This is a genomic window from Streptomyces sp. NPDC091287 (genome assembly GCF_044768525.1).
GTDB lineage: Bacteria > Actinomycetota > Actinomycetes > Streptomycetales > Streptomycetaceae > Streptomyces.
Window position 1 is genome coordinate 325,457 of record NZ_JBIVUV010000002.1, and the last position, 18,432, is coordinate 343,888.

Genomic DNA, 18,432 nt, shown 5'->3' on the forward strand with positions numbered 1-18,432 from the left:
ACCCTGCGCCGCCCTGAGTACGGGTGCTCTCGTACTCACCGCAGTGTGTGACGGTGACAGTAGGAAGGTCTGGACCAATCGTCAAGAGGTCTGGACCAAAGATCAGGACGTGGCTCGAATCCCCAACTCCTGTGCCAGGACCGCCGCCTGAACCCGGCTGCGCAGCTCCAGCTTGCCCAGCAGCCTGCTGACGTGGGTCTTCACCGTGGCCTCGGCCATCGAGAGGCGGAGCGCGATCTCCGCGTTCGACAGGCCCTCGCCCAGGCACCCCAGCACCTCGCGCTCGCGGCGGGTGAGCGTGTCCAGCACCGCCGGATCGGCCGCCCCCCGGCCGCGTACGGGGGACGCCCCGGCGAACTCCGCGATCAGCCGCCGGGTCACGGCCGGGGCGATCAGCCCCTCGCCGCGCGCCACCGTCCGTACCGCCTCCAGCAGATCGCGGGCGTCGGTGTTCTTCAGCAGAAAGCCGGAGGCCCCCGCGCGCAGCGCCCCGAAGACGTACTCGTCCAGATCGAACGTGGTCAGCACCAGGACGTCCGCGAGCTCCTCCTCGACCACCTGCCGCGTCGCCGCCACCCCGTCGAGGCGCGGCATCTGCACATCCATCAGCACCAGGTCCGGGCGGAGTTCACGTGCCAGGCGCACCGCCGCCTCGCCGTCCCCCGCCTCTCCGACGACCTCGATGTCCGGCGCGCTGGAGAGGATCAGCACCAGCCCCGCGCGCACCGCCGACTGGTCCTCAGCGACCAGTACCCGGATCGTCATTCCCGCATCGTCCCTTCCGTCACGGGCAGTTGGGCCCGCACCCGCCAGATCTTGGTTCCGTCGCCGCCCGGTTCGGCCCCCGCGGTGATCCTCCCGCCGAGCAGCGCCACCCGCTCCCGCATGCCCACCAGGCCCGCCCCCGAACCGGGCGCCGTCGGTCCGGAGCGGCTGCCGAACACACTGGTCACCTCGATCGTCAGCACCCCGTCGCCGTGAGCGAGCCGCACCACCACCGGGCCCGGCGCCGCGTGTTTGAGGGCGTTGGTCAGGGACTCCTGCACGATCCTGTACGCGGCCAGCTCGACGGGCGTCGGCAGCGCGGCGGACACCGCCTTCCCGGCGTCCTCCAGGGTGCAGACCAGCCCGCTGGTCGTCCCGTTGATGTTCGTCTGCTCGACGAGCACGTCCAGGGACGCGAGCGTCGGGGCCGCCGCCGGGGCGTCGTCCTCGCCGCCCTCCCGCAGCAGCCCGATCAGCCGGCGCATCTCCGACAGTCCCTCGACGCTGTTCTCCCGGATCACCTTCAGGGCGTTCCGGGAGGTGTCCGGGTCGTCGATGGAGAGGGCCGCCGTGGAGTGGATCGCCACGGCGGAAAGGTGGTTGGCCACCATGTCGTGCAGCTCCCGGGCCATCCGGGCGCGCTCGGCGACCACCGCCTGCGTCCGGTCCATCTCGGCGAGCCGCGCGGTCTGGCGGGCGGCCAGCCGGGCGGCCTCGGCGGCGACGCGGTGGTTGCGCACGACGACACCGGTGATCGCGGGCATGAAGGAGACCAGCCCCGTGACGACGCCGATCAGCAGCGCCTCGGGCCGGCGGAACCAGGCCAGGAAACCGACCGTGCTCGCGACGGTGAGCAGGACCGTGGTCACCGGGATCCGGCGGGCCGCGGCCGGGGTCCCGTACAGCACGGCCGCGTACATGATGTCCGAGAACATCAGGATGGTCACCAGATTGCCCCGGGTGAACTGGTCCGCGACCAGCATGACCGTGCCGACGATCAGCGCCGTCCGCGGGGCGCTGCGGCGCAGCAGCTCCATCGCGGCCATCACGGTCATCGGTACGAGGGAGACCCAGGGGGCGGCGAAGATGCGGCCGCCCTGGGTGTGCAGGCCGAGCAGCCACAGGAGCAGCCCGCCGAGCAGCCCGGAGGCGGCGAGGACGACGTCGTCGCGGTGGGGGCGGATCGCGGTGAACACCCCTCCATCCAACACGCAGCACCGCCGCCGGGCCTCCCTTCGGCGACCGATGTACGGCTACATCGAAGGATGCAGTCCCGTTTCGTCACTGCCGACGACGCTTTCCCGCCCGCCGGACGGGAGGCTGGAGGAGAACGGGAGGAGAGAGACTGTGATCGCGCTACTGATTGTGCTCTGCGAGGTCGCGTTCTGGGTGCTGCTGGCCGCCGGACTCGCCCTGCGGTACGTCGCGAGGAAACCGAAGCTCGGCGCGGCCGTGCTGCTGTGCGAACCGCTGTTGGAGGTCGTCCTGCTGGTGGTGACGGCCATGGACCTGAAGAACGGGGCCGAGCCGGACTGGAAGCACGGCCTGGCCGCCGTCTACATCGGCTTCACGGTGGGTCTGGGTCACTCCACCATCAAGTGGGTGGACGCCCGCGTCGCCCACCGCTGGTTCGGCGGCCCGCCGCCGGTGACGCCGCCGAAGTACGGCATGGCGCGCGCCGCCCACGAGTGGCGCACCGCCGCCCGCTGGATCCTTGCCGCGGTGGTCGCGGCGGGCCTGCTCCAGGCGGCGATCTGGTACGTCGGCTCCGGCGGGGAGACCGACTCGCTGCGGAACTGGCAGCAGAAGATGGGCTGGGTGATCGGCATCAACCTGATCATCGCGGGGGGCTACACGGTGTGGCCGAAGCAGGACCCGAACCGGGGCGTCAAGGATTCCGGCGACCGGGTCGTCGAGCGGGAGCCGGCCGACCGGAACCACGGGTAGGGCGGGCTCCCCACGCCTACCGCTCACCGCCCGGCACCCACAGCACGTCCCCGACCTCCTTGTTCGCGCTCCGCGCCAGGATGAACAGGAGGTCGGAGAGGCGGTTGAGGTAGGTGGCGGTCAGGGTGTTCATCGACTCCCCGTGCACCTCCAGCGCCGCCCAGGTGGACCGCTCGGCGCGCCGGACCACGGTGCACGCCTGGTGCAGCAGGGCCGCGCCGGGCGTACCGCCGGGGAGGATGAAGCTGCGCAGCTTCTCCAGCTCCTCCAGGAAGGTGTCGCAGTCCGCCTCCAGCTTGTCGATGTAGGACTGCTCGACCCGCAGGGGCGGGTACTTCGGGTCCTCGATCACCGGGGTGCACAGGTCCGCGCCCACGTCGAAGAGGTCGTTCTGGACGCGGACGAGGACCTTCACCAGCTCCTCGGGCAGCTGCCCCAGCGCGATGGCCGCGCCGATCGCCGCGTTGGCCTCGTTGGCGTCCGCGTACGCCGAGATCCGCAGATCGGTCTTGGCGGTGCGGCTCATGTCGCCGAGGGCCGTGGTGCCCTGGTCGCCGGTCCGGGTGTAGATGCGCGTCAGATTGACCATGGGCCCAGCGTAGTTACGCTCCGGCCCGCCGGAAGACCCGTGTGCCCACTGTCACGGCCGCGGCGGCGAAGCCCACGGCGACGAGGACCCCGTAGAGCATGTGCGTCGTGGCGTACGAGCCGGTGTAGGCGTCCCGTACCGCGTCCACCAGATAGCGGAACGGGGTGAAGTGGGAGACGACGTCCAGCCAGCCGGGGCCGAGCGTGATGGGCAGCATCAGACCGGAGAGCAGCATGGTCGGCATCGTCACCGCGTTGATCACGGGCCCGAACTCCTGCGGGGTGGTGACGCGCATGGCCAGGGCGTACGAGAGGGAGGCGAGCGAGAGCGCCAGCACTCCGGTGAACGCGAAGCCGATGAGGATGCCCGCCAGCGGGGCGCGCAGGCCCATGAGCAGCGCGGCGAGCACCAGCAGGACGGCCTGGAAGGTGAACAACAGGGCGTCGCGCAGCACCCGCCCCAGCAGCAGGGCCAGCCGGCTGACCGGGGTCACCCGCATCCGCTCCACCACGCCCGTGGACTTCTCGACGATGATCGCGAAGCCGGCGAAGGACGCGCCGAACAGGCTGAGTTGGAGGAGCAGGCCGGGCACCAGGATCTGCCAGGAGTCGGCGGGGGAGCCGAGCGGCAGGTCCCTCAGCAGCGGACCGAAGAAGAGGAGGTAGAGCAGCGGCATCAGCATCCCGAAGAAGATCTGGAAGCGGGAGCGCAGGGTCTGCCGGGCGTACCGCCCGAAGATGATCGCGGTGTCGTGGAAGAGCACGTGGGGTCCTATACGGCTGCGGGGGCGGAGTCGGCAGGGGTGACGGGGCGGCCGGTGGCGGCCAGGAACGCGTCCTGGAGGGAGGCGTCGGGGGAGCCGGCGTACCGGGCCTTCAGCTCGGCCGGGGTCCCCTCCGCGACCACCGTGCCGCCGTCGATGAGGATCAGCCGGTCCGCCAGCGCGTCGGCCTCGTCGAGATAGTGCGTGGTCAGGACGACGGTGGTGCCCATCTCGTCGCGCAGGCTCCGCACCAGGTCCCACAGGTCGGCCCGGCTGCCGGGGTCCAGGCCCGTGGTGGGCTCGTCGAGGAAGAGCACGGCCGGCCGGTGGGTGAGGCCCATGGCGATGTCGAGCCGACGCCGCTGCCCTCCCGAGAGGCTCGCCGCCTTCCGGTCGAGCAGCCCGTCCAGCCCGAGCCCGGCGGCCAGTTCCTCGGCGCGTGCGGCCGCCTCCGCGCGGCTCAGCCGGTACAGCCTGCCCTGGGTGACGAGCTCCTCCCGGACGGTCAGATACGGGTCGACGCCGCCGGACTGGGCGACGTACCCGCAGAGGGCGCGGACGGCCGCGGGGTCGGTGAGCAGGTCGTGGCCGGCCACGGTGGCCGCGCCGCCGGTCGGGGCGAGGAGCGTCGTGAGCATGCGCAGCGTGGTCGTCTTGCCCGCGCCGTTGGGGCCCAGGAGGCCGACGATCTCCCCCGGGTGGATGGTCAGGTCGATGGAGCGGACGGCTTCCACCGGGCCGCTCGGCGTCGTGAAGGTCCGGGCCAGCCCGGAGGTGCTGATGACGGTCATGGGGTCAGAAAAACAGAGTGAACCTAAAATTGCAATGACTCCAATAATTCATTGACACCATGATCGTTCAGCGCGTCCTACGATGGAGGCATGGCTGAGGGACTCAGGGAACGCAAGAAGCGCCAGGCCAAGCAGCGCATCTCGGACATGGCGACCGGGCTGTTCCTCCAGCACGGCTTCGTCACGGTGACCGTCGCCGAGATCGCCGAACTGGCCGACGTCTCCGTGAACACCGTCTACAACTACTTCCCGGCCAAGGAGGACCTCTTCCTCGACCGGATGAAGCACGTCACCCAGCGCGTCGCCCGCTACGTCCGCGCCCGCGACCCGGGCGAGTCGGCAGCCGAGGCCGTCCTGCGCGAGGTGCGCGCCGCCGTCGTCGCCGTCTCCCCGGAGTTCGGGCTGATGGACGGCTTCGCCGACTTCATGCGCGTCATCGAGGACGCCCCCACCCTCAAGGCCCGCCTCTGGTACCTCCAGCAGGAGGTGCTCCAAGCCGTCGTCGCCACCCTGCGCGAGGACACCGGAGCGAGCGAGGACGACCCGCTGCCGCTCCTCGTCGGCGGTCAGATCGCCTGGATCGAGCACGCCCTCGTCGGTTACGTCAGCCAGGAGATGATGAAGGGCCGCAAGGCCGTCGAGGTCTCCCACGACGCCCTCGGCGTCCTCGACGACATCGAGGGGCTGCTCGGCGACCAGGTCCTCAACTACGCGCGACGCGGAGCCGAATGACGCGTCCCTGTGTGATGTCCGTCATCTGAGACGTGACGCGCATCTCTTCACCGCCCCAGCGCGCCCGACGGGTACTAACCTCCGCCGGAGAGCATGTGAACCGCCGTGAACAATCGGGCACGGGCGAACAGAGACCAAGGGGTGCGAACGTGGCCAGGAAGCTCGCCGTCATCGGGGCCGGACTCATGGGATCCGGGATCGCGCAGGTCTCCGCCCAGGCGGGCTGGGACGTCGTGCTGCGGGACGTCACCGACGCCGCGCTGACCCGGGGCCGTGACGGCATCGAGGCCTCGTACGACAGGTTCGTCTCCAAGGGCAAGCTGGACGCGGCCGACGCCGAGGCCGCGCTCGCCCGCATCACCACGACCACCGACCTCGACGCCGTGGCCGACGCGGACGTCGTCGTGGAAGCCGTCTTCGAGAAGCTGGAAGTCAAGCACGAGATCTTCCGGGCCCTGGACAAGGTCGTCGGTGAGAACACCGTCCTCGCGTCCAACACCTCCGCCATCCCGATCACCAAGATCGCGGCCGTGACGGAGCGTCCGGAACGCGTCGTCGGCGTGCACTTCTTCTCGCCGGTCCCGATGATGCAGCTCTGCGAGCTGGTGCGCGGCTACAAGACCAGTGACGAAACCCTCGCCACCGCCCGGGAGTTCGCCGAGTCGGTCGGCAAGACCTGCATCGTCGTCAACCGCGACGTGGCGGGCTTCGTCACCACCCGGCTGATCTCGGCGCTCGTCGTCGAGGCCGCCAAGCTGTACGAGTCGGGCGTCGCCTCGGCCGAGGACATCGACATCGCCTGCAAGCTGGGCTTCGGCCATGCCATGGGCCCGCTCGCCACCGCGGACCTGACCGGCGTCGACATCCTCCTGCACGCCACCGGCAACATCTACACCGAGTCGCAGGACGAGAAGTTCGCCGCCCCGGAGCTGATGCGCCGGATGGTCGACGCAGGTGACATCGGGCGCAAGAGCGGGCAGGGCTTCTACACGTACTGACCGGACCCGGCTCCTCGGCCCGCCGGCCCGCCACCGTCCGGGCCGGGGGAGCCGGGGATTCTACCCGGCGGGGACCGGTCCCCGCCGAACCGGAGTCACTCCACCGAGTGAATTCGATATCGGTTCGCTTACAGACGGCAACTTCCCTGTCGTCGCGACAGTCAGTGGTGGCAGAGACAGGGCGCCACGCGTGGCGGAGGCAGGGCCTACGACAGAGCCGACGGCGGAACAGACGGCCGACGGCAGAGCAGACAGACGGACCTTCTACGGAGCATGACCGGGGAGCGCATATGCACATCAGGGGCGACCACGCCGAGCTGGTCGTCGGGGGCCGCCTCGACGTCCGAAGCGCGGCGGACGCCCGTACGGTCCTGCACTCGGCGGTGGACGACGGAGTCGGCGACCTCGTGCTGGACCTGACCGAGCTGGACTCCTGGGACGCCACCGGACTCGGCGTCATCATGGGAGCCCACCGCAGGGCGGGACGGGCCGGACGCCGCCTCGTGCTGCGCGGCGTGCCGCCACAGATGCAGCGCCTCCTGGTGGCCACCCGGCTGCACCGCATCCTGGCCATCGAGGGCGGCATCGCCGCCGAGTCGCTGCCGCGCGTCTGAGGACGTGCGCGCGACCGCTCGCCCCCGCCGGGACCGGACGGCCGCGCGCCGTCCGCAGGGTCCGGACGGCCGGACGGACCGCACCCGGCGGAAGAAGTCACGCAATCCTCACCGGAACGTGACGTCCTGGACGGCGTGGCACCCCGGCGGTTCATGAATACTGTGCCAAGGTCTAGGGTTCGGCCGTCCGCCGAATGACAACGAACCCATGGGCGGACACCGGACCGGAAGCGACAGCGGGGCGCGTGTGAGGCCGGGAGGGGCAACCGCGCACGACGCGTCTGGGGGACTTTGCGATGGACCCGACACACCGGGCACCCGATGAGTACGGGCAGGGCCACGACCGCTCCGGCGGCGAGCCCGGCCACCGCCGGCCGTCCCGCGAATCCGGCGGCGCCGACTTCGGCCCGGGGACACCGCAGCAGGTCCGCGTGGTCCAGCTGACCGTCGGCGACCTGCTGCTCACGGTCAACCCCGTCGACGGCAGCGAGGTCGAGTCCTGCCCGCCCGGCTCGGGCCCCGACGCCCCGGTCCGCCGCACCCCCGCCGAACGCGCCGACCACGAACGCGCCGGAGCACCCCCGGTGCCCGCGGGACCGCCCGCCCCGCAGCTGCCGCTCCTGGAACGCGAGGAGGAGCGCGAACGCCTGGTCCGCCTGCTGGCGCGCGGTCGCAGCGTCCGCCTCACCGGTCAGGCCGGGTCCGGCCGCACCGCGCTGCTGGACGCCGTCGCCGCCGACTGCGCGGATCTGGCCCCCGACGGAGTCGTCCGGCTCAACGGCCGGGGCCGCACCGGCGCCGATCTGCTGCACGCCCTCTTCGACACCGTGTACAAGGCCCCGAGCCACCGCCCCGACCGCGACGAACTGCTCGCGCTCGTCCGGTCCATCGGCGCCGTCGTCACCATCGACGACCTGGAGATCGGCGGAGCGGCCCTCGACGAACTGCTCGCCGCCACCCCCGAGTGCGCCTTCCTGCTCGCCGCCACCCCCGAGACCACCACCCCCGGTGTCGACGCCCACCTGGAGGAGGTGCTCCTCGCCGGCCTCGGCCGCGGCGCCTCGCTGGCCCTGCTGGAGAAGGTCGTCGAGCGCCCCCTCACGGAGGAGGAGCGGAACTGGGCGGGCGACCTCTGGTTCGAGTCCGAGGGCCTGCCGCTCCGCTTCGTCCAGGCCGGATCGCTCCTCGTGCAGCGCGACCGGCTGGGCGCCGGCCCCGAAGCCTTCGACGAGTACGACTACTTCGAGCCACGCGTGGACGGCGCTCCGCCGACCCCGTCGGCACCCGCCGCCGAAGCCCTCGACGTCCCGCTGCCGAGCCTCGGCGAGGGCGCCGCGCCCGCCGTGCTGCTCGCCTCCCGGCTCAGCGAGGCGGCCCGCGCCACCCTGCGCTTCGCCGTCGCCCTCGGCGGGGAGGTGCCCCACCAGGCCCATCTGCCGGCCCTCGTGGGCGACACCCACGCGGACGCCGCGCTCGGCGAGCTCGCGGGCTGCGGTCTGCTCTCCCCGGCCGGCCCCCGCTACCGCCTCGCCGCCGGAGTCCTCGCCCAGCTCGCCGCGGCCGGTTACGAGGACGACGCCGCCGCTCACGCCCGTACCGCCGCCCAGCACTACGCCTGGTGGGCCTCGCACCCCTCGGTCACCCCGGAACGGGCCGTCGCCGAGGCGGACGCGATCGTCGCCTCCCTGGGCCGGCTGGTCCCGGGCGACGAGGCGGGAGCGGCCAGCGCGGCCGTCCTGCTGGCCCGCAGCGCCTCCCCGGCCTTCGCGGCGGGCCTGGGCTGGGGAGCCTGGGAGCGGGCCCTCAGGATCGGCCAGGAGGCCGCCAGGATCGCCGGCGAGGTCGCCGAGGAGGCCTACTTCCACCACGAGTTGGGCGTACTCGCGCTCTGCACCGGCAATCCGGACCGGGCCAGGACCGAGCTGGAGACCTCCATCGGGATGCGCGGCGCCCTCGCCGACAAGTCCGGGGCCGTGGCCGGACGCCGCGCGCTCGCCCTGGTCGCGGACCGCTCCGGCGACTTCGCCCCCCTCGCCCGCACCGCATCGGGCGACGAGGTGCCCATGGTGCGCCAGGACGGTCCGGGCACACCGCCCGGCGGGTTCCCGGGCGCACCGGTGTTCCTGCGGCAGCCGGCCGAGGAGCAGCCCACGGTCGTCTCCTCGCTGCAGCCCAGCCCCGCCGCGCGCAAGGGGACCGGCCGGGCCGTCCTGGGCGGCGCCCGGCGCAACCTGGCCGCCGCGGGCGCGGGCGCCGTGCTGATCGCGGTGCTCGGCACCGTCGTCACGCTCGGCGTCACCGCGGGCGACGGCGACGAGCCGGGCAGCCGCAACGTCACCACCGAGCAGACGACCACCGAGGACCCGACCGACGACGGCCTGCCCCCGGAGGAGTCGGAGGACGGCTCCGTCCCGGCCGGGGAGACCACCGGCGGCGAGACGTCCGCGACCCCCGGCCCCTCGGACTCGGCGAGCCCGAGCACCTCCGGCTCCCCGTCCCCGAGCTCCTCCACGTCGGACGGTACGCCGCCGGGGACGGACGACCCGACGGACGACGGGAGCAGCTCCCCGAGCGAGCCGACGCCGACGAAGACCTCGCCCCGGCCGACGGAGACCGACAGCGAGAGCCCGAGCCCCACGCCGTCCGAGTCGGAGAGCGAATCGCCGGACCCGTCCCCGACGCCCACCGACGACACGGACCCGCCCCCGGCCCAGGGCTCCTCTTCCGCGGCCGGCCCCGCCGAGTCGGCGAGCGCCCCGGAGTCCCAAGAGGCCACCGACCCGGCGGTCTGAGCGCACCGGACGGCTGAACGTACGGGGGCCGGGGGGGGGGGGCGGCGCGCGGGGGCCCCCCCCCCCCCCCCCCCCCCCCCCCCGCCCCCCCCCACCCCCCCCCGGGGGGGGGGGGCCCCGGGGGGGGGGGGGGCGGGGGGGGGGGGGGGGGGGCCCCCGCCCCCCCCCCCCCCCCCCCGCCCCCCCCGTTGACGCCGTCGCTCAGAACAGCCGCAGCTTGTCGTCCTCGATGCCCCGCATCGCGTCGTAGTCCAGGACCAGGCAGCCGATGCCGCGGTCCGTCGCCAGCACCCGGGCCTGCGGCTTGATCTCCTGCGCGGCGAAGACGCCCCGGACCGGGGCGAGGTGCGGGTCGCGGTTCAGCAGTTCCAGATAGCGCGTCAGCTGCTCCACGCCGTCGATGTCGCCGCGCCGCTTCAGCTCCACCGCTACCGTCTGCCCGTTGGCGTCCCGGCACAGGATGTCCACCGGCCCGATGGCGGTGGGGTATTCGCGGCGGATCAGGGTGTGACCCTCGCCGAGGATCTCGATCCGGTCCGCGAGCAGCTCCTGGAGGTGCGCTTCCACGCCGTCCTTGATGAGCCCCGGGTCGACGCCCAGCTCGTACGACGAGTCGTGGAGGACTTCCTCCATTGTGATGATCAGTTTTTCGCCCGCCTTGTTCACCACGGTCCAGACGCCTGCCTCACCGTCGGCGCCCTCCTTCAGGGTGCACGGCGGGGACATCCAGTTGAGCGGTTTGTACGCCCGGTCGTCGGCGTGGATGGAGACGCTTCCGTCCGCCTTCACCAGGATCAGTCGGGGGGCGGAGGGCAGGTGGGCTGTGAGCCGGCCCGCGTAGTCCACGGAGCAACGGGCGATGACGAGACGCATGGTCGGCAACGCTACTCGACGACGGGGGCCCGACGCGATTTCCCCACCTGTCGCCCCCTGTCACTCGGTGCACACCGGAACGCGGCGATGCGGGCTTGCCCCTCTTTGCGCCCCTTCGTTATTGGCCGGTTGTGTTCCCAATCTCCTGGTGCGGCCCCGACTGCGCGCTTACCGTGGAAGCAGGAGGTCGCCGTCCGTGCACGCTGCGTCGTCGCCGCCCCCCTTCCCTGCCCGTAAGGCCCCGGCCATCGCCCGGGGTCGCGAGAGGAGAACCCATGTCGCTCGACGTCTCACCGGCGCTGTTGGAACAGGCCGAGCGAGGCGAGGTCGACGAAGCCGACTTCGTCGACTGCGTCCGGACCTCCCTGCCCTTCGCATGGGAGATGATCAGCTCGCTGGTGGCTCAGCTGAAGGTCGACGGCGGACAGTTCGCCGACAACCAGACGCCGCCGCCGGACGAGCAGGCACGTGGTCAGCTGCTGCGCGCGCTCGCGAGTGATGCGATACGCGGCGCGCTCCAGCGGCACTTCGGAGTGCGCATCGCATTCCAGAACTGCCACCGCGTCGCGGTGTTCCCGCTGGACGCCTCGGTCGACGACCGACTGGCCAAGTTCACTTCGGTGAGGGGCCAGTTGCTCAACCAGTCGCCCGGACTTCGGGACTGCTGAACGCTTCTGCTGCCGTCCCGGGCCGCGGGAGGTGCAACTGGCCCCGGGGCGGCAGCTCCCGCACCACCGCACCACCGCCACAGATCTCAGCTGTCAGACGGCTCCGAGGAAACACCGGCATGCGCAGGTCAGGTGAGCAGCGGCAGCACGTCGGCGCCCAGCCGCCGGACGTTCTCCTCGGTCGCCGCGAGATCGCCCGACCCCTCCACCAGGAGGGCGAAGCGCGTGATCCCGGTCCGCTCGGCGGTGGCCGCCAGCCGGTCGGCCGCCAGCCGCGGCGGGCCCACCGGGTGCAGCCCGCACAGCAGTTCCGTGTACGCGACCGGGTCCCGCATCACGCGGTGCCTGCCGTCGACCGTGACATGGGCGTCGAGCCCCTGGCGCAGCCAGCCGGGCATCGACTTCACCAGCAGCTCCGTGGCCTCCCCGGCGCCGTCCTCGATCTGGGCCACCCCGGCGGACACATGTGCGGCCCCCTCCACCACCTCGGGCGGATGGCCGGCCTCCCGGGCGGCCGTACGCCACAGGGCGACCATCTCCGCCTTCTCCTCGTCCCCGCAGTGCATGCCCAGCAGCATCGGCAGCGCCTGCCGGGCCGCGAGCCGCACGCTCTTCGGCGAGGTGCACGCCACGACGACCTCGGGCCCCGCTCCACCCGGCCCCGCGTCCGCCGGGCCCTCCAGCAGCTCGTCCGCGCGCGGCACCACCGCCACCTCGCGGAAACCGAACCGCTCGCCGCGCCCAGCGACGCGCGGCTCCCGCAGCCAGGCGAGCACCAGGTCGAGCGCCTCGGGGAAGCCGTTCTCGTACGCGTCGAGACCGCCGCCGAACACTTCGAGGTCCACCCATGGACCACCCCGCCCCACCCCGAGCGAGAAGCGACCGCCGCTGGTCAGATGCAGCAGCGCGGCCTGCTCGGCGAGCGCGACCGGGTGGTGGTTGGGCAGCACGCTGACCGCCGTGCCGACCCGGATTCTGCGGGTGCGGCCCAGCAGCAGCGCCGCCAGCGTGGTCGCGGACGGGCAGACCCCGTACGGCACGAAGTGGTGCTCGGCCAACCAGACCGAGTCGAGACCGCTCTCCTCCGCGGCCTCGGTGGACCGGACGGCCCGGTGCAGGGCCTCACCCGGCCCCTGTCCCGGGAACTGGGCTGCCAGAACGAACGTTCCGATGCGCATCGCCTATTGCCTCCTTGCGGCCGACGCGTTTCTCCCCCACTGGCAACAACGTCTGACACGTGCCAAAGGCACGGTCCCGGAGGAAGTTGTTGCGATTTTCCGCTAACTCACCCCACTGCCGAACAGGGCCGCCGGACAGCGCGACCGCCGCCCCCGACGGCAGGCTCTAGGCTTGGGCGATACCGTGTCCGACCCGCCCCGTGAGGTGTCCTGTGTCCCCGCGCCGTAACCGCCCCCGTGGCGGCGAGAGTCACGACGAACGCCCCGGCCCGGCGTACGGGAGGTACGGCGGGGGAGGGGCCACCGAGACCTGGCAGGGCGAGGAGTGGTCGGTGCGCCCGGTGAGCGGCGCGAGCGCCCAGGGCAAGCGGTACCGCTGCCCCGGCTGCGATCAGGAGATCCCCTCCGGGGTCCCGCACCTCGTGAGCTGGCCCGAGTTCGGCGGCATCGACGACCGCAGGCACTGGCACAAGGCGTGCTGGAACGCGAAGGACCGCCGCACCACCAGGGTGCAGCGGTCCCGCAACGCTCCGCGCCACTGAGGGCGACCGGCCCCTCGGACTCCGGGCGGACGGCGCTACTTTCGAAACACGCCCTAGGTCCCTCAGACGTCGCGCCGGTTCAGTATCACGACGGCCCCGCCCAGCGCCGCGGCGGCCAGGCACAGCATCAGCAGCAGCGGCTCCCAGCCGGACGGGCCGGTACTGGTCATCGTCGTGCCGTACAGCCCGCCGATCTGGTTGGGGATCGAGTAGTCGATCAGGAAGCGCTGAAGACCCCGCAGGCTGTTGGCGAACATGAACAGCGCGAGGACCAGGGGCGCCAGCACCACGCCGATCATGATGGTGATCGCGCCCGCCGAGTGCCGCACGATCGCGCCGACCCCGAGCGACAACAGACCGAGGGCCGCGATGTAGAGCCCGATCCCGACGGTGCCGCGCAGCCAGTCGTCGGCCGACCCGGGAGCGCCGTCCAGGATCAGGTTCTGGAGCCCCGCCACGACCGTGGCGGTCACCGTCGTGACGGCGAAGGCCAGCGAGGAGAACACGATCGCCTTCGCCGAGAGCACCCGGCCCCGGCTCGGGCAGGCTGTCAGCGTCGTACGGATCATGCCGGTGCTGTACTCGGAACCGATGGTCAGCACCCCGAGCGTGATCACACAGATCGAGCCCAGCAGCACCCCGAAGAAGCCGAGGGCCAGGACCGGCTCGTCCGGCATGCCACTGCTGCCGTCCGCGGCGAGCAGCAGCGCGGTGCCGAGCCCGATCGTCAGCATCAGCGCGATCATCACGCCGAGCGTCCAGATCGTGGCGCGCACGGAACGGATCTTGGTCCACTCCGAGGCGACCGCGTCGCCGAGGGTGGCGGGCCGGATCGGGATCGGCGACTCGTAGGAGCCCAGCAGGCCGGCGTCCGGCGCCTGCTGGTGGGCCCGCGGGGTGGCCGGCGTCGTCATCGGAGGTCCTTGCTCGTCTGCTCTCCGGCCGCGGCGGCGGAAGAGGACTCGGCTGCGGGGGAGGGCTCGGCTGCGGGGGAGGGCGCCGCGGGCGCGGGGCTCTGCCCCGGAACGGGCGGCGGCGGGGCGTACCAGCCCTCCTGAGGCACCTCCACCGGCTCGGGGTACGCGAAGCTGTCGGCGCTTCCGTACGCGTCCTGGGGGAGCGGCTCCACGAGTCCCGCCTTGGCGTCGTCCGTCGAGCGGTAGTCCACCAGGCCCTGCGTGAGGCGCATGTACGCCTCCTCCAGGGAGGCCTGGTGCGGCGACAGCTCCCAGAGCCGTACGTCGCAGCCGTGGGCCAGGTCACTGATCCGCGGCAGCGGCAGCCCGGTGACCCGCAGCGCGCCGCCCGGCTCCGTCATGACCCGGCCGCCCGCCTCGATGAGCGAGGCCGTCAGCTTCTGCCGCTCCTCGGTGCCGTCGTCCGGCACCCGGACCCGGGCGAAGTCGGCGGAGTTCGCGGAGATGAAGTCCGTGACGCTCATGTCGGAGAGCAGCCGGCCGCGCCCGATCACGATCAGATGGTCGGCGGTCAGCGCCATCTCGCTCATCAGGTGGGACGAGACGAAGACCGTGCGCCCCTCGGCGGCCAGCATCTTCATCAGATTGCGGACCCAGTGGATGCCCTCCGGGTCGAGACCGTTGACCGGCTCGTCGAACAGCAGCACCTCCGGATCGCCGAGCAGCGCCGCCGCGATCCCGAGCCGCTGCCCCATCCCGAGCGAGAACCCCCTGGAGCGCTGCTTGGCGACGTCCCTAAGGCCGACGACGCCCAGCACCTCATCGACCCGGGCCGCCGGGATGCCGGCCAGCTGGGCCAGGGACAGCAGGTGGTTGCGGGCGGTGCGTCCACCGTGCACGCCCTTGGCGTCCAACAGCGCGCCCACCTGGCGCGGGGCGTTCGGCAGGTCGCGGTAGGGGTGGCCGCCGATCGTGACGTGACCTGCGGTGGGGCGGTCCAGGCCGAGGATCATGCGCATGGTCGTGGACTTGCCCGACCCGTTGGGACCGAGGAACCCCGTGACGGCTCCCGGCCGCACCTGGAAGGAAAGGTCGTCCACGGCCGTCTTCGCGCCGTAGCGCTTGGTCAGGCCGACTGCCTCGATCATTCTCCAGCCCCATCGACTCACTCTGTCGTTCGGGGCTCGGGCCACCCGGCCGCGCACCCCCGTAAGAGTTAGGAGGATAACCAGGCGGTGACGGTTCCGGCCAAGTTGCGCACAGCGTGCGAGCGGACCGTTACGCGTCCCGCTTCTTCAGGACCAGGAAGCCGCCGAGCACCGCCGCCAGCACCCAGAGCACCATGATCCCGAGCCCGGCCCAGGGGCCGTACGGGGCCGGATCGCTGTTCATCGCTTCCGGGACCACCTGCATGATCTTCGAACCGGCCTGGTCGGGGAAGTACTGGACGACGTCCTTGGCGTAGGGCACCACGATCAGGATCTGCGAGACCAGGAGGAAGAACGGAATCAGGATGCCCAGCGACAGCATGGAGCTGCGCAGCATCGCCGCGACGCCCATGCAGAAGATCGCGATGAGTCCCATGTAGAGGCCGCCGCCGATGACCGCGCGCAGCACGTTCTCGGCACCGAGATCGGTGCCCCGGTCGCCGAGCAGGGCCTGGCCGAGGAAGAACGTGACGAAGCTGGTGAGCAGGCCCACGAGGAGGGCCAGCCCCCCGGCCACCGTGATCTTGCTGAAGAGGAGCGTCCCGCGCTGCGGCACGGCCGCCAGCGAGGTGCGGATCATGCCGGAGCTGTACTCCGTACCGACCACGAGCACCCCGAACACGATCATGGCGAGCTGGCCCAGGATCATCCCCGAGAAGCTGACGAGGGTCGGGTCGAAGGTGAGCCGCTCGGCCTCGGGGAGGTCGTCGAACGTGGAGTTCAGCAAGGCGCTGACCCCCGCGCCCATCAAGACCGTGACGGCGAACGCGGAGATCAGCGTCCAGGTGGTCGAGGACACCGACCGGATCTTGGTCCATTCCGAGGTGAGAACCGCGGGTACCGATGCCATGGTCGTCACGCCCCCTTGCCGTCGGTGCGGTCGGTGCCCGCGGGCTTGTTCCAGTTCTCGCCCCAGCCGGCTCCCACCGCGGGTGGTTCGGCCGCCGGGTCCCGCTCCGAATGGGCGTGGTACTCCACCGAACCTGCGGTCATCTGCATGAACGCCTCCTCCAGGGAGGCCCGCTGGGAACTCAGCTCGTGCAGCACCAACTGGTGCCGGGCGGCCAGCTCACCCAACTCCTCGGTGGTGGCGCCGTCGATCTCCAGGACGCCGCCCGCCGTCTCGACGGCGGCGAAGCCCTCCTGGTGCAGCACGTCGCGCAGCCGCTCCTGCTGCGGGGAGCGCAGCCGCGCGTAACTGCGGGAGTTCTCGTGGATGAAGTCCGCCATCGAGGTGTCGGCGAGCAGCTTGCCCTGGCCGATCACGATCAAATGGTCGGCGGTCAGCGCCATTTCGCTCATCAGGTGGGACGAGACGAAGATCGTCCGGCCCTCCGACGCGAGCGCCTTCATCAGATTGCGGATCCAGTGGATGCCCTCGGGGTCCAGTCCGTTGACCGGCTCGTCGAACATCAGGATCTCGGGATCGCCGAGCAGCGCGGACGCGATGCCGAGCCGCTGGCCCATGCCGAGGGAGAACCCCTTGGACTTCTTCTTCGCCACCGCGCTCAGGCCGACCATGTCGAGCACCTCGTCGACCCGGCTGCTCGGGATGCGGTTGCTCTGCGCCAGGCACAGCAGGTTGTTGTACGCGCTGCGGCCGCCGTGCATTGCCTTGGCGTCGAGGAGCGCCCCGATGTACTTCAGCGGTTCCTGGAGTTCGCGGTAGTGCTTGCCGTCGATGCGCACCGTACCGCTGGTCGGGTTGTCGAGATCGAGCATCATCCGCATCGTGGTGGACTTGCCCGCTCCGTTCGGGCCGAGGAAGCCGGTCACGATGCCCGGTCTGACCTGACACGACAAATGATCGACGGCGATCTTGCTGCCGAACCGTTTGGTGAGTCCATCGAGCTCGATCATGCGTTCACGCTAGAACGCCCGAGCGCCCGGCGCCACCACAAGGGCGGAACCGGGCGCACACGGGGGTATTACACGCGCCGGGGGTCAGCGGGTCTGCTGGGCCGGGACACCGCGGGTGGCGGGCTCGTCCTCGACCGGGGAGCCGGCGGCGGCCACGGCGGCGCCGGTCAGCGTCGCCAGCATCTCGCGGACGTTGGTCAGCTGCGCGTTGATCGAGTCGCGGCGGTTGGTGAGCGCCGCCAGCTCGCGCTCCGACTCGCTGCGGATCCGGTCGGCCTTGGCGTTGGCGTCGGCGACGATGTCCTCGGCCTGGCGCTGGGCGGTCTCCACCGTCTGGCGGGCCCGGCGCTCGGCGTCCGTGCGGAGCTTCTCGGCCTCCAGGCGGAGCTGCTCGGCGCGGTGCTCGATCTCGGCGAGACGCTTCTCGGCCTTGGCCTGGCGGGACGCGAGGTCGCGCTCCGACTGCTCGCGGCGCTTGGCGAGGTTGGTCTCGAAGTCGGCCGCGGCCTGGGCGGCCTTGGCGCGGGTCTCCTCGAAGAGGGCGTCGGCCTCCTCGCGCTTCTGCTGGGCGTCCTTCTGGGCGTCGGTGCGGAGCGTGTTCGCCTCGCCCTGGGCCTTCTCGACGATGCGGACGCCCTCGTCCTCGGCCTTCGCCTTGCGCTCGGCGGCGAACGACTCGGCGTCGTTGCGCACCTGCTGGGCCGCCGACTCGGCGAGCTCCCGGTGCTGCTCGGCCGCGCGACGGGCCTCCTCTCGGAGGTCCTTGGCCTCCTCCTCGGCGAGGCGGAGAATCTTCTCGACACGGGCGCCGAGACCGGCGTACGACGGCTCGGCGTCGTTTACCTGGGCCTGGGCGTTCTGCGTCTCGAGGTGCAGCTCCTCGATGCGCTTTTCCAGAGAGGTGATTCGGGCCAGGGCACTATCACGGTCGGCGACGAGCTTGGTGATGCGGTCGTCCACCTGACCGCGGTCGTAGCCTCGTCGCACGAGCTCGAAGCCGAAGGGGGAGGAAGGGTCACTCATGAGGTTCCTGTCGAATGAGACCGGTGAGGTGATAGGGGGAATCCTAGGGGCCATGGCGGCGTGTCAGCGTGAAGATGCCGGTTTGATCTGGAGAATGACACCCCTTTTGAGTGGCTGACCCCCGGAGTGCTTGCCACTCGAAGGTTTGAATGTCCATGACGAAGCACGGCAC

At 71.6% G+C, this 18,432-nt stretch carries 19 protein-coding genes; 7 read left to right on the forward strand and 12 right to left on the reverse strand.

What is annotated here, in order from left to right; all coding sequences use genetic code 11:
- Nucleotides 1-102 precede the first annotated feature (102 nt).
- Both ACIQRW_RS04255 and ACIQRW_RS04260 read right to left on the reverse strand, forming a co-directional pair.
- Nucleotides 103-765 carry a response regulator gene (locus tag ACIQRW_RS04255; protein ID WP_403754116.1) on the reverse strand — a complete coding sequence of 221 codons (663 nt, stop codon included), beginning with the start codon at nucleotides 763-765 and terminating at the stop codon, nucleotides 103-105.
- Complete coding sequence (locus ACIQRW_RS04260; RefSeq protein WP_403754120.1) at nucleotides 762-1,961, reverse strand: sensor histidine kinase; 1,200 nt, start codon at nucleotides 1,959-1,961, stop codon at nucleotides 762-764. The genes ACIQRW_RS04255 and ACIQRW_RS04260 overlap by 4 nt, the downstream gene beginning before the upstream one ends.
- Before the next feature lie 151 nt (nucleotides 1,962-2,112).
- On the opposite strand from ACIQRW_RS04260, the gene ACIQRW_RS04265 reads away from it, so the two are divergent.
- Nucleotides 2,113-2,712: a hypothetical protein gene (locus tag ACIQRW_RS04265; RefSeq protein WP_403754123.1), complete on the forward strand. Its 600-nt coding sequence runs from the start codon at nucleotides 2,113-2,115 to the stop codon at nucleotides 2,710-2,712.
- 16 nt (nucleotides 2,713-2,728) lie between these two features.
- Here ACIQRW_RS04265 and ACIQRW_RS04270 read toward each other — a convergent pair whose 3' ends face one another.
- Genes ACIQRW_RS04270 through ACIQRW_RS04280 form a run of 3 tightly spaced genes read right to left on the reverse strand, consistent with a single transcriptional unit; the run spans nucleotide 2,729 to nucleotide 4,855 of the window.
- Nucleotides 2,729-3,301 carry a cob(I)yrinic acid a,c-diamide adenosyltransferase gene (locus ACIQRW_RS04270; RefSeq protein WP_265599312.1) on the reverse strand — a complete coding sequence of 191 codons (573 nt, stop codon included), beginning with the start codon at nucleotides 3,299-3,301 and terminating at the stop codon, nucleotides 2,729-2,731.
- A 13-nt stretch (nucleotides 3,302-3,314) separates the two neighbouring features.
- Nucleotides 3,315-4,064 (reverse strand): ABC transporter permease, encoded by a 750-nt coding sequence (locus tag ACIQRW_RS04275; RefSeq protein ID WP_403754126.1) that lies wholly within the window; start codon nucleotides 4,062-4,064, stop codon nucleotides 3,315-3,317.
- Nucleotides 4,065-4,072: 8 nt separating this feature from the next.
- Nucleotides 4,073-4,855, reverse strand: coding sequence for an ABC transporter ATP-binding protein (locus ACIQRW_RS04280; protein WP_403754128.1), 783 nt, complete (start codon nucleotides 4,853-4,855; stop codon nucleotides 4,073-4,075).
- A gap of 90 nt (nucleotides 4,856-4,945) precedes the next feature.
- Here ACIQRW_RS04280 and ACIQRW_RS04285 point away from each other — a divergent pair, with 90 nt between their 5' ends.
- The 4 genes from ACIQRW_RS04285 to ACIQRW_RS04300 all read left to right on the forward strand — a co-directional run bounded on the left by ACIQRW_RS04285 (nucleotide 4,946) and on the right by ACIQRW_RS04300 (nucleotide 9,991).
- Entirely contained in the window at nucleotides 4,946-5,587 is a 642-nt protein-coding gene (locus ACIQRW_RS04285; RefSeq protein WP_403754130.1) for a TetR/AcrR family transcriptional regulator, read from the forward strand.
- 149 nt (nucleotides 5,588-5,736) lie between these two features.
- Nucleotides 5,737-6,585, forward strand: coding sequence for a 3-hydroxyacyl-CoA dehydrogenase family protein (locus ACIQRW_RS04290; RefSeq protein WP_403754132.1), 849 nt, complete (start codon nucleotides 5,737-5,739; stop codon nucleotides 6,583-6,585).
- 290 nt (nucleotides 6,586-6,875) lie between these two features.
- A complete protein-coding gene (locus ACIQRW_RS04295) occupies nucleotides 6,876-7,199 on the forward strand; it encodes an STAS domain-containing protein (protein WP_003966237.1) in 324 nt (107 codons plus the stop codon).
- A gap of 296 nt (nucleotides 7,200-7,495) precedes the next feature.
- A complete protein-coding gene (locus ACIQRW_RS04300; protein ID WP_403754136.1) occupies nucleotides 7,496-9,991 on the forward strand; it encodes an ATP-binding protein in 2,496 nt (831 codons plus the stop codon).
- Between the two features lie 201 nt (nucleotides 9,992-10,192).
- On the opposite strand, the gene nucS is transcribed toward ACIQRW_RS04300, so the two are convergent.
- Nucleotides 10,193-10,864: an endonuclease NucS gene (gene nucS, locus ACIQRW_RS04305; protein ID WP_003966235.1), complete on the reverse strand. Its 672-nt coding sequence runs from the start codon at nucleotides 10,862-10,864 to the stop codon at nucleotides 10,193-10,195.
- A 275-nt stretch (nucleotides 10,865-11,139) separates the two neighbouring features.
- Here nucS and ACIQRW_RS04310 point away from each other — a divergent pair, with 275 nt between their 5' ends.
- Nucleotides 11,140-11,532, forward strand: coding sequence for an SCO5389 family protein (locus ACIQRW_RS04310; protein WP_018958973.1), 393 nt, complete (start codon nucleotides 11,140-11,142; stop codon nucleotides 11,530-11,532).
- A 128-nt stretch (nucleotides 11,533-11,660) separates the two neighbouring features.
- Here ACIQRW_RS04310 and ACIQRW_RS04315 read toward each other — a convergent pair whose 3' ends face one another.
- Entirely contained in the window at nucleotides 11,661-12,710 is a 1,050-nt protein-coding gene (locus ACIQRW_RS04315) for an LLM class flavin-dependent oxidoreductase (protein ID WP_403754140.1), read from the reverse strand.
- A 212-nt stretch (nucleotides 12,711-12,922) separates the two neighbouring features.
- On the opposite strand from ACIQRW_RS04315, the gene ACIQRW_RS04320 reads away from it, so the two are divergent.
- Nucleotides 12,923-13,252 (forward strand): ATP/GTP-binding protein, encoded by a 330-nt coding sequence (locus ACIQRW_RS04320; RefSeq protein ID WP_403754143.1) that lies wholly within the window; start codon nucleotides 12,923-12,925, stop codon nucleotides 13,250-13,252.
- Nucleotides 13,253-13,314: 62 nt separating this feature from the next.
- Here the strand turns inward: ACIQRW_RS04320 and ACIQRW_RS04325 are convergent, their stop codons facing one another.
- The 5 genes from ACIQRW_RS04325 to ACIQRW_RS04345 form a co-directional block, all read right to left on the reverse strand.
- On the reverse strand, nucleotides 13,315-14,166 hold the full coding sequence (locus ACIQRW_RS04325) for an ABC transporter permease subunit (protein ID WP_403754145.1): 852 nt from the start codon (nucleotides 14,164-14,166) through the stop codon (nucleotides 13,315-13,317).
- Nucleotides 14,163-15,317, reverse strand: a complete 1,155-nt coding sequence (locus ACIQRW_RS04330) for an ABC transporter ATP-binding protein (protein WP_403754148.1) — start codon at nucleotides 15,315-15,317, stop codon at nucleotides 14,163-14,165. The genes ACIQRW_RS04325 and ACIQRW_RS04330 overlap by 4 nt, the downstream gene beginning before the upstream one ends.
- A 130-nt stretch (nucleotides 15,318-15,447) precedes the next feature.
- Complete coding sequence (locus ACIQRW_RS04335; RefSeq protein WP_403754151.1) at nucleotides 15,448-16,227, reverse strand: ABC transporter permease; 780 nt, start codon at nucleotides 16,225-16,227, stop codon at nucleotides 15,448-15,450.
- A gap of 5 nt (nucleotides 16,228-16,232) precedes the next feature.
- Nucleotides 16,233-17,237 (reverse strand): ABC transporter ATP-binding protein, encoded by a 1,005-nt coding sequence (locus ACIQRW_RS04340; protein ID WP_403754154.1) that lies wholly within the window; start codon nucleotides 17,235-17,237, stop codon nucleotides 16,233-16,235.
- Between the two features lie 84 nt (nucleotides 17,238-17,321).
- Entirely contained in the window at nucleotides 17,322-18,260 is a 939-nt protein-coding gene (locus ACIQRW_RS04345) for a cellulose-binding protein (protein ID WP_018958966.1), read from the reverse strand.
- Nucleotides 18,261-18,432: the final 172 nt, after the last annotated feature.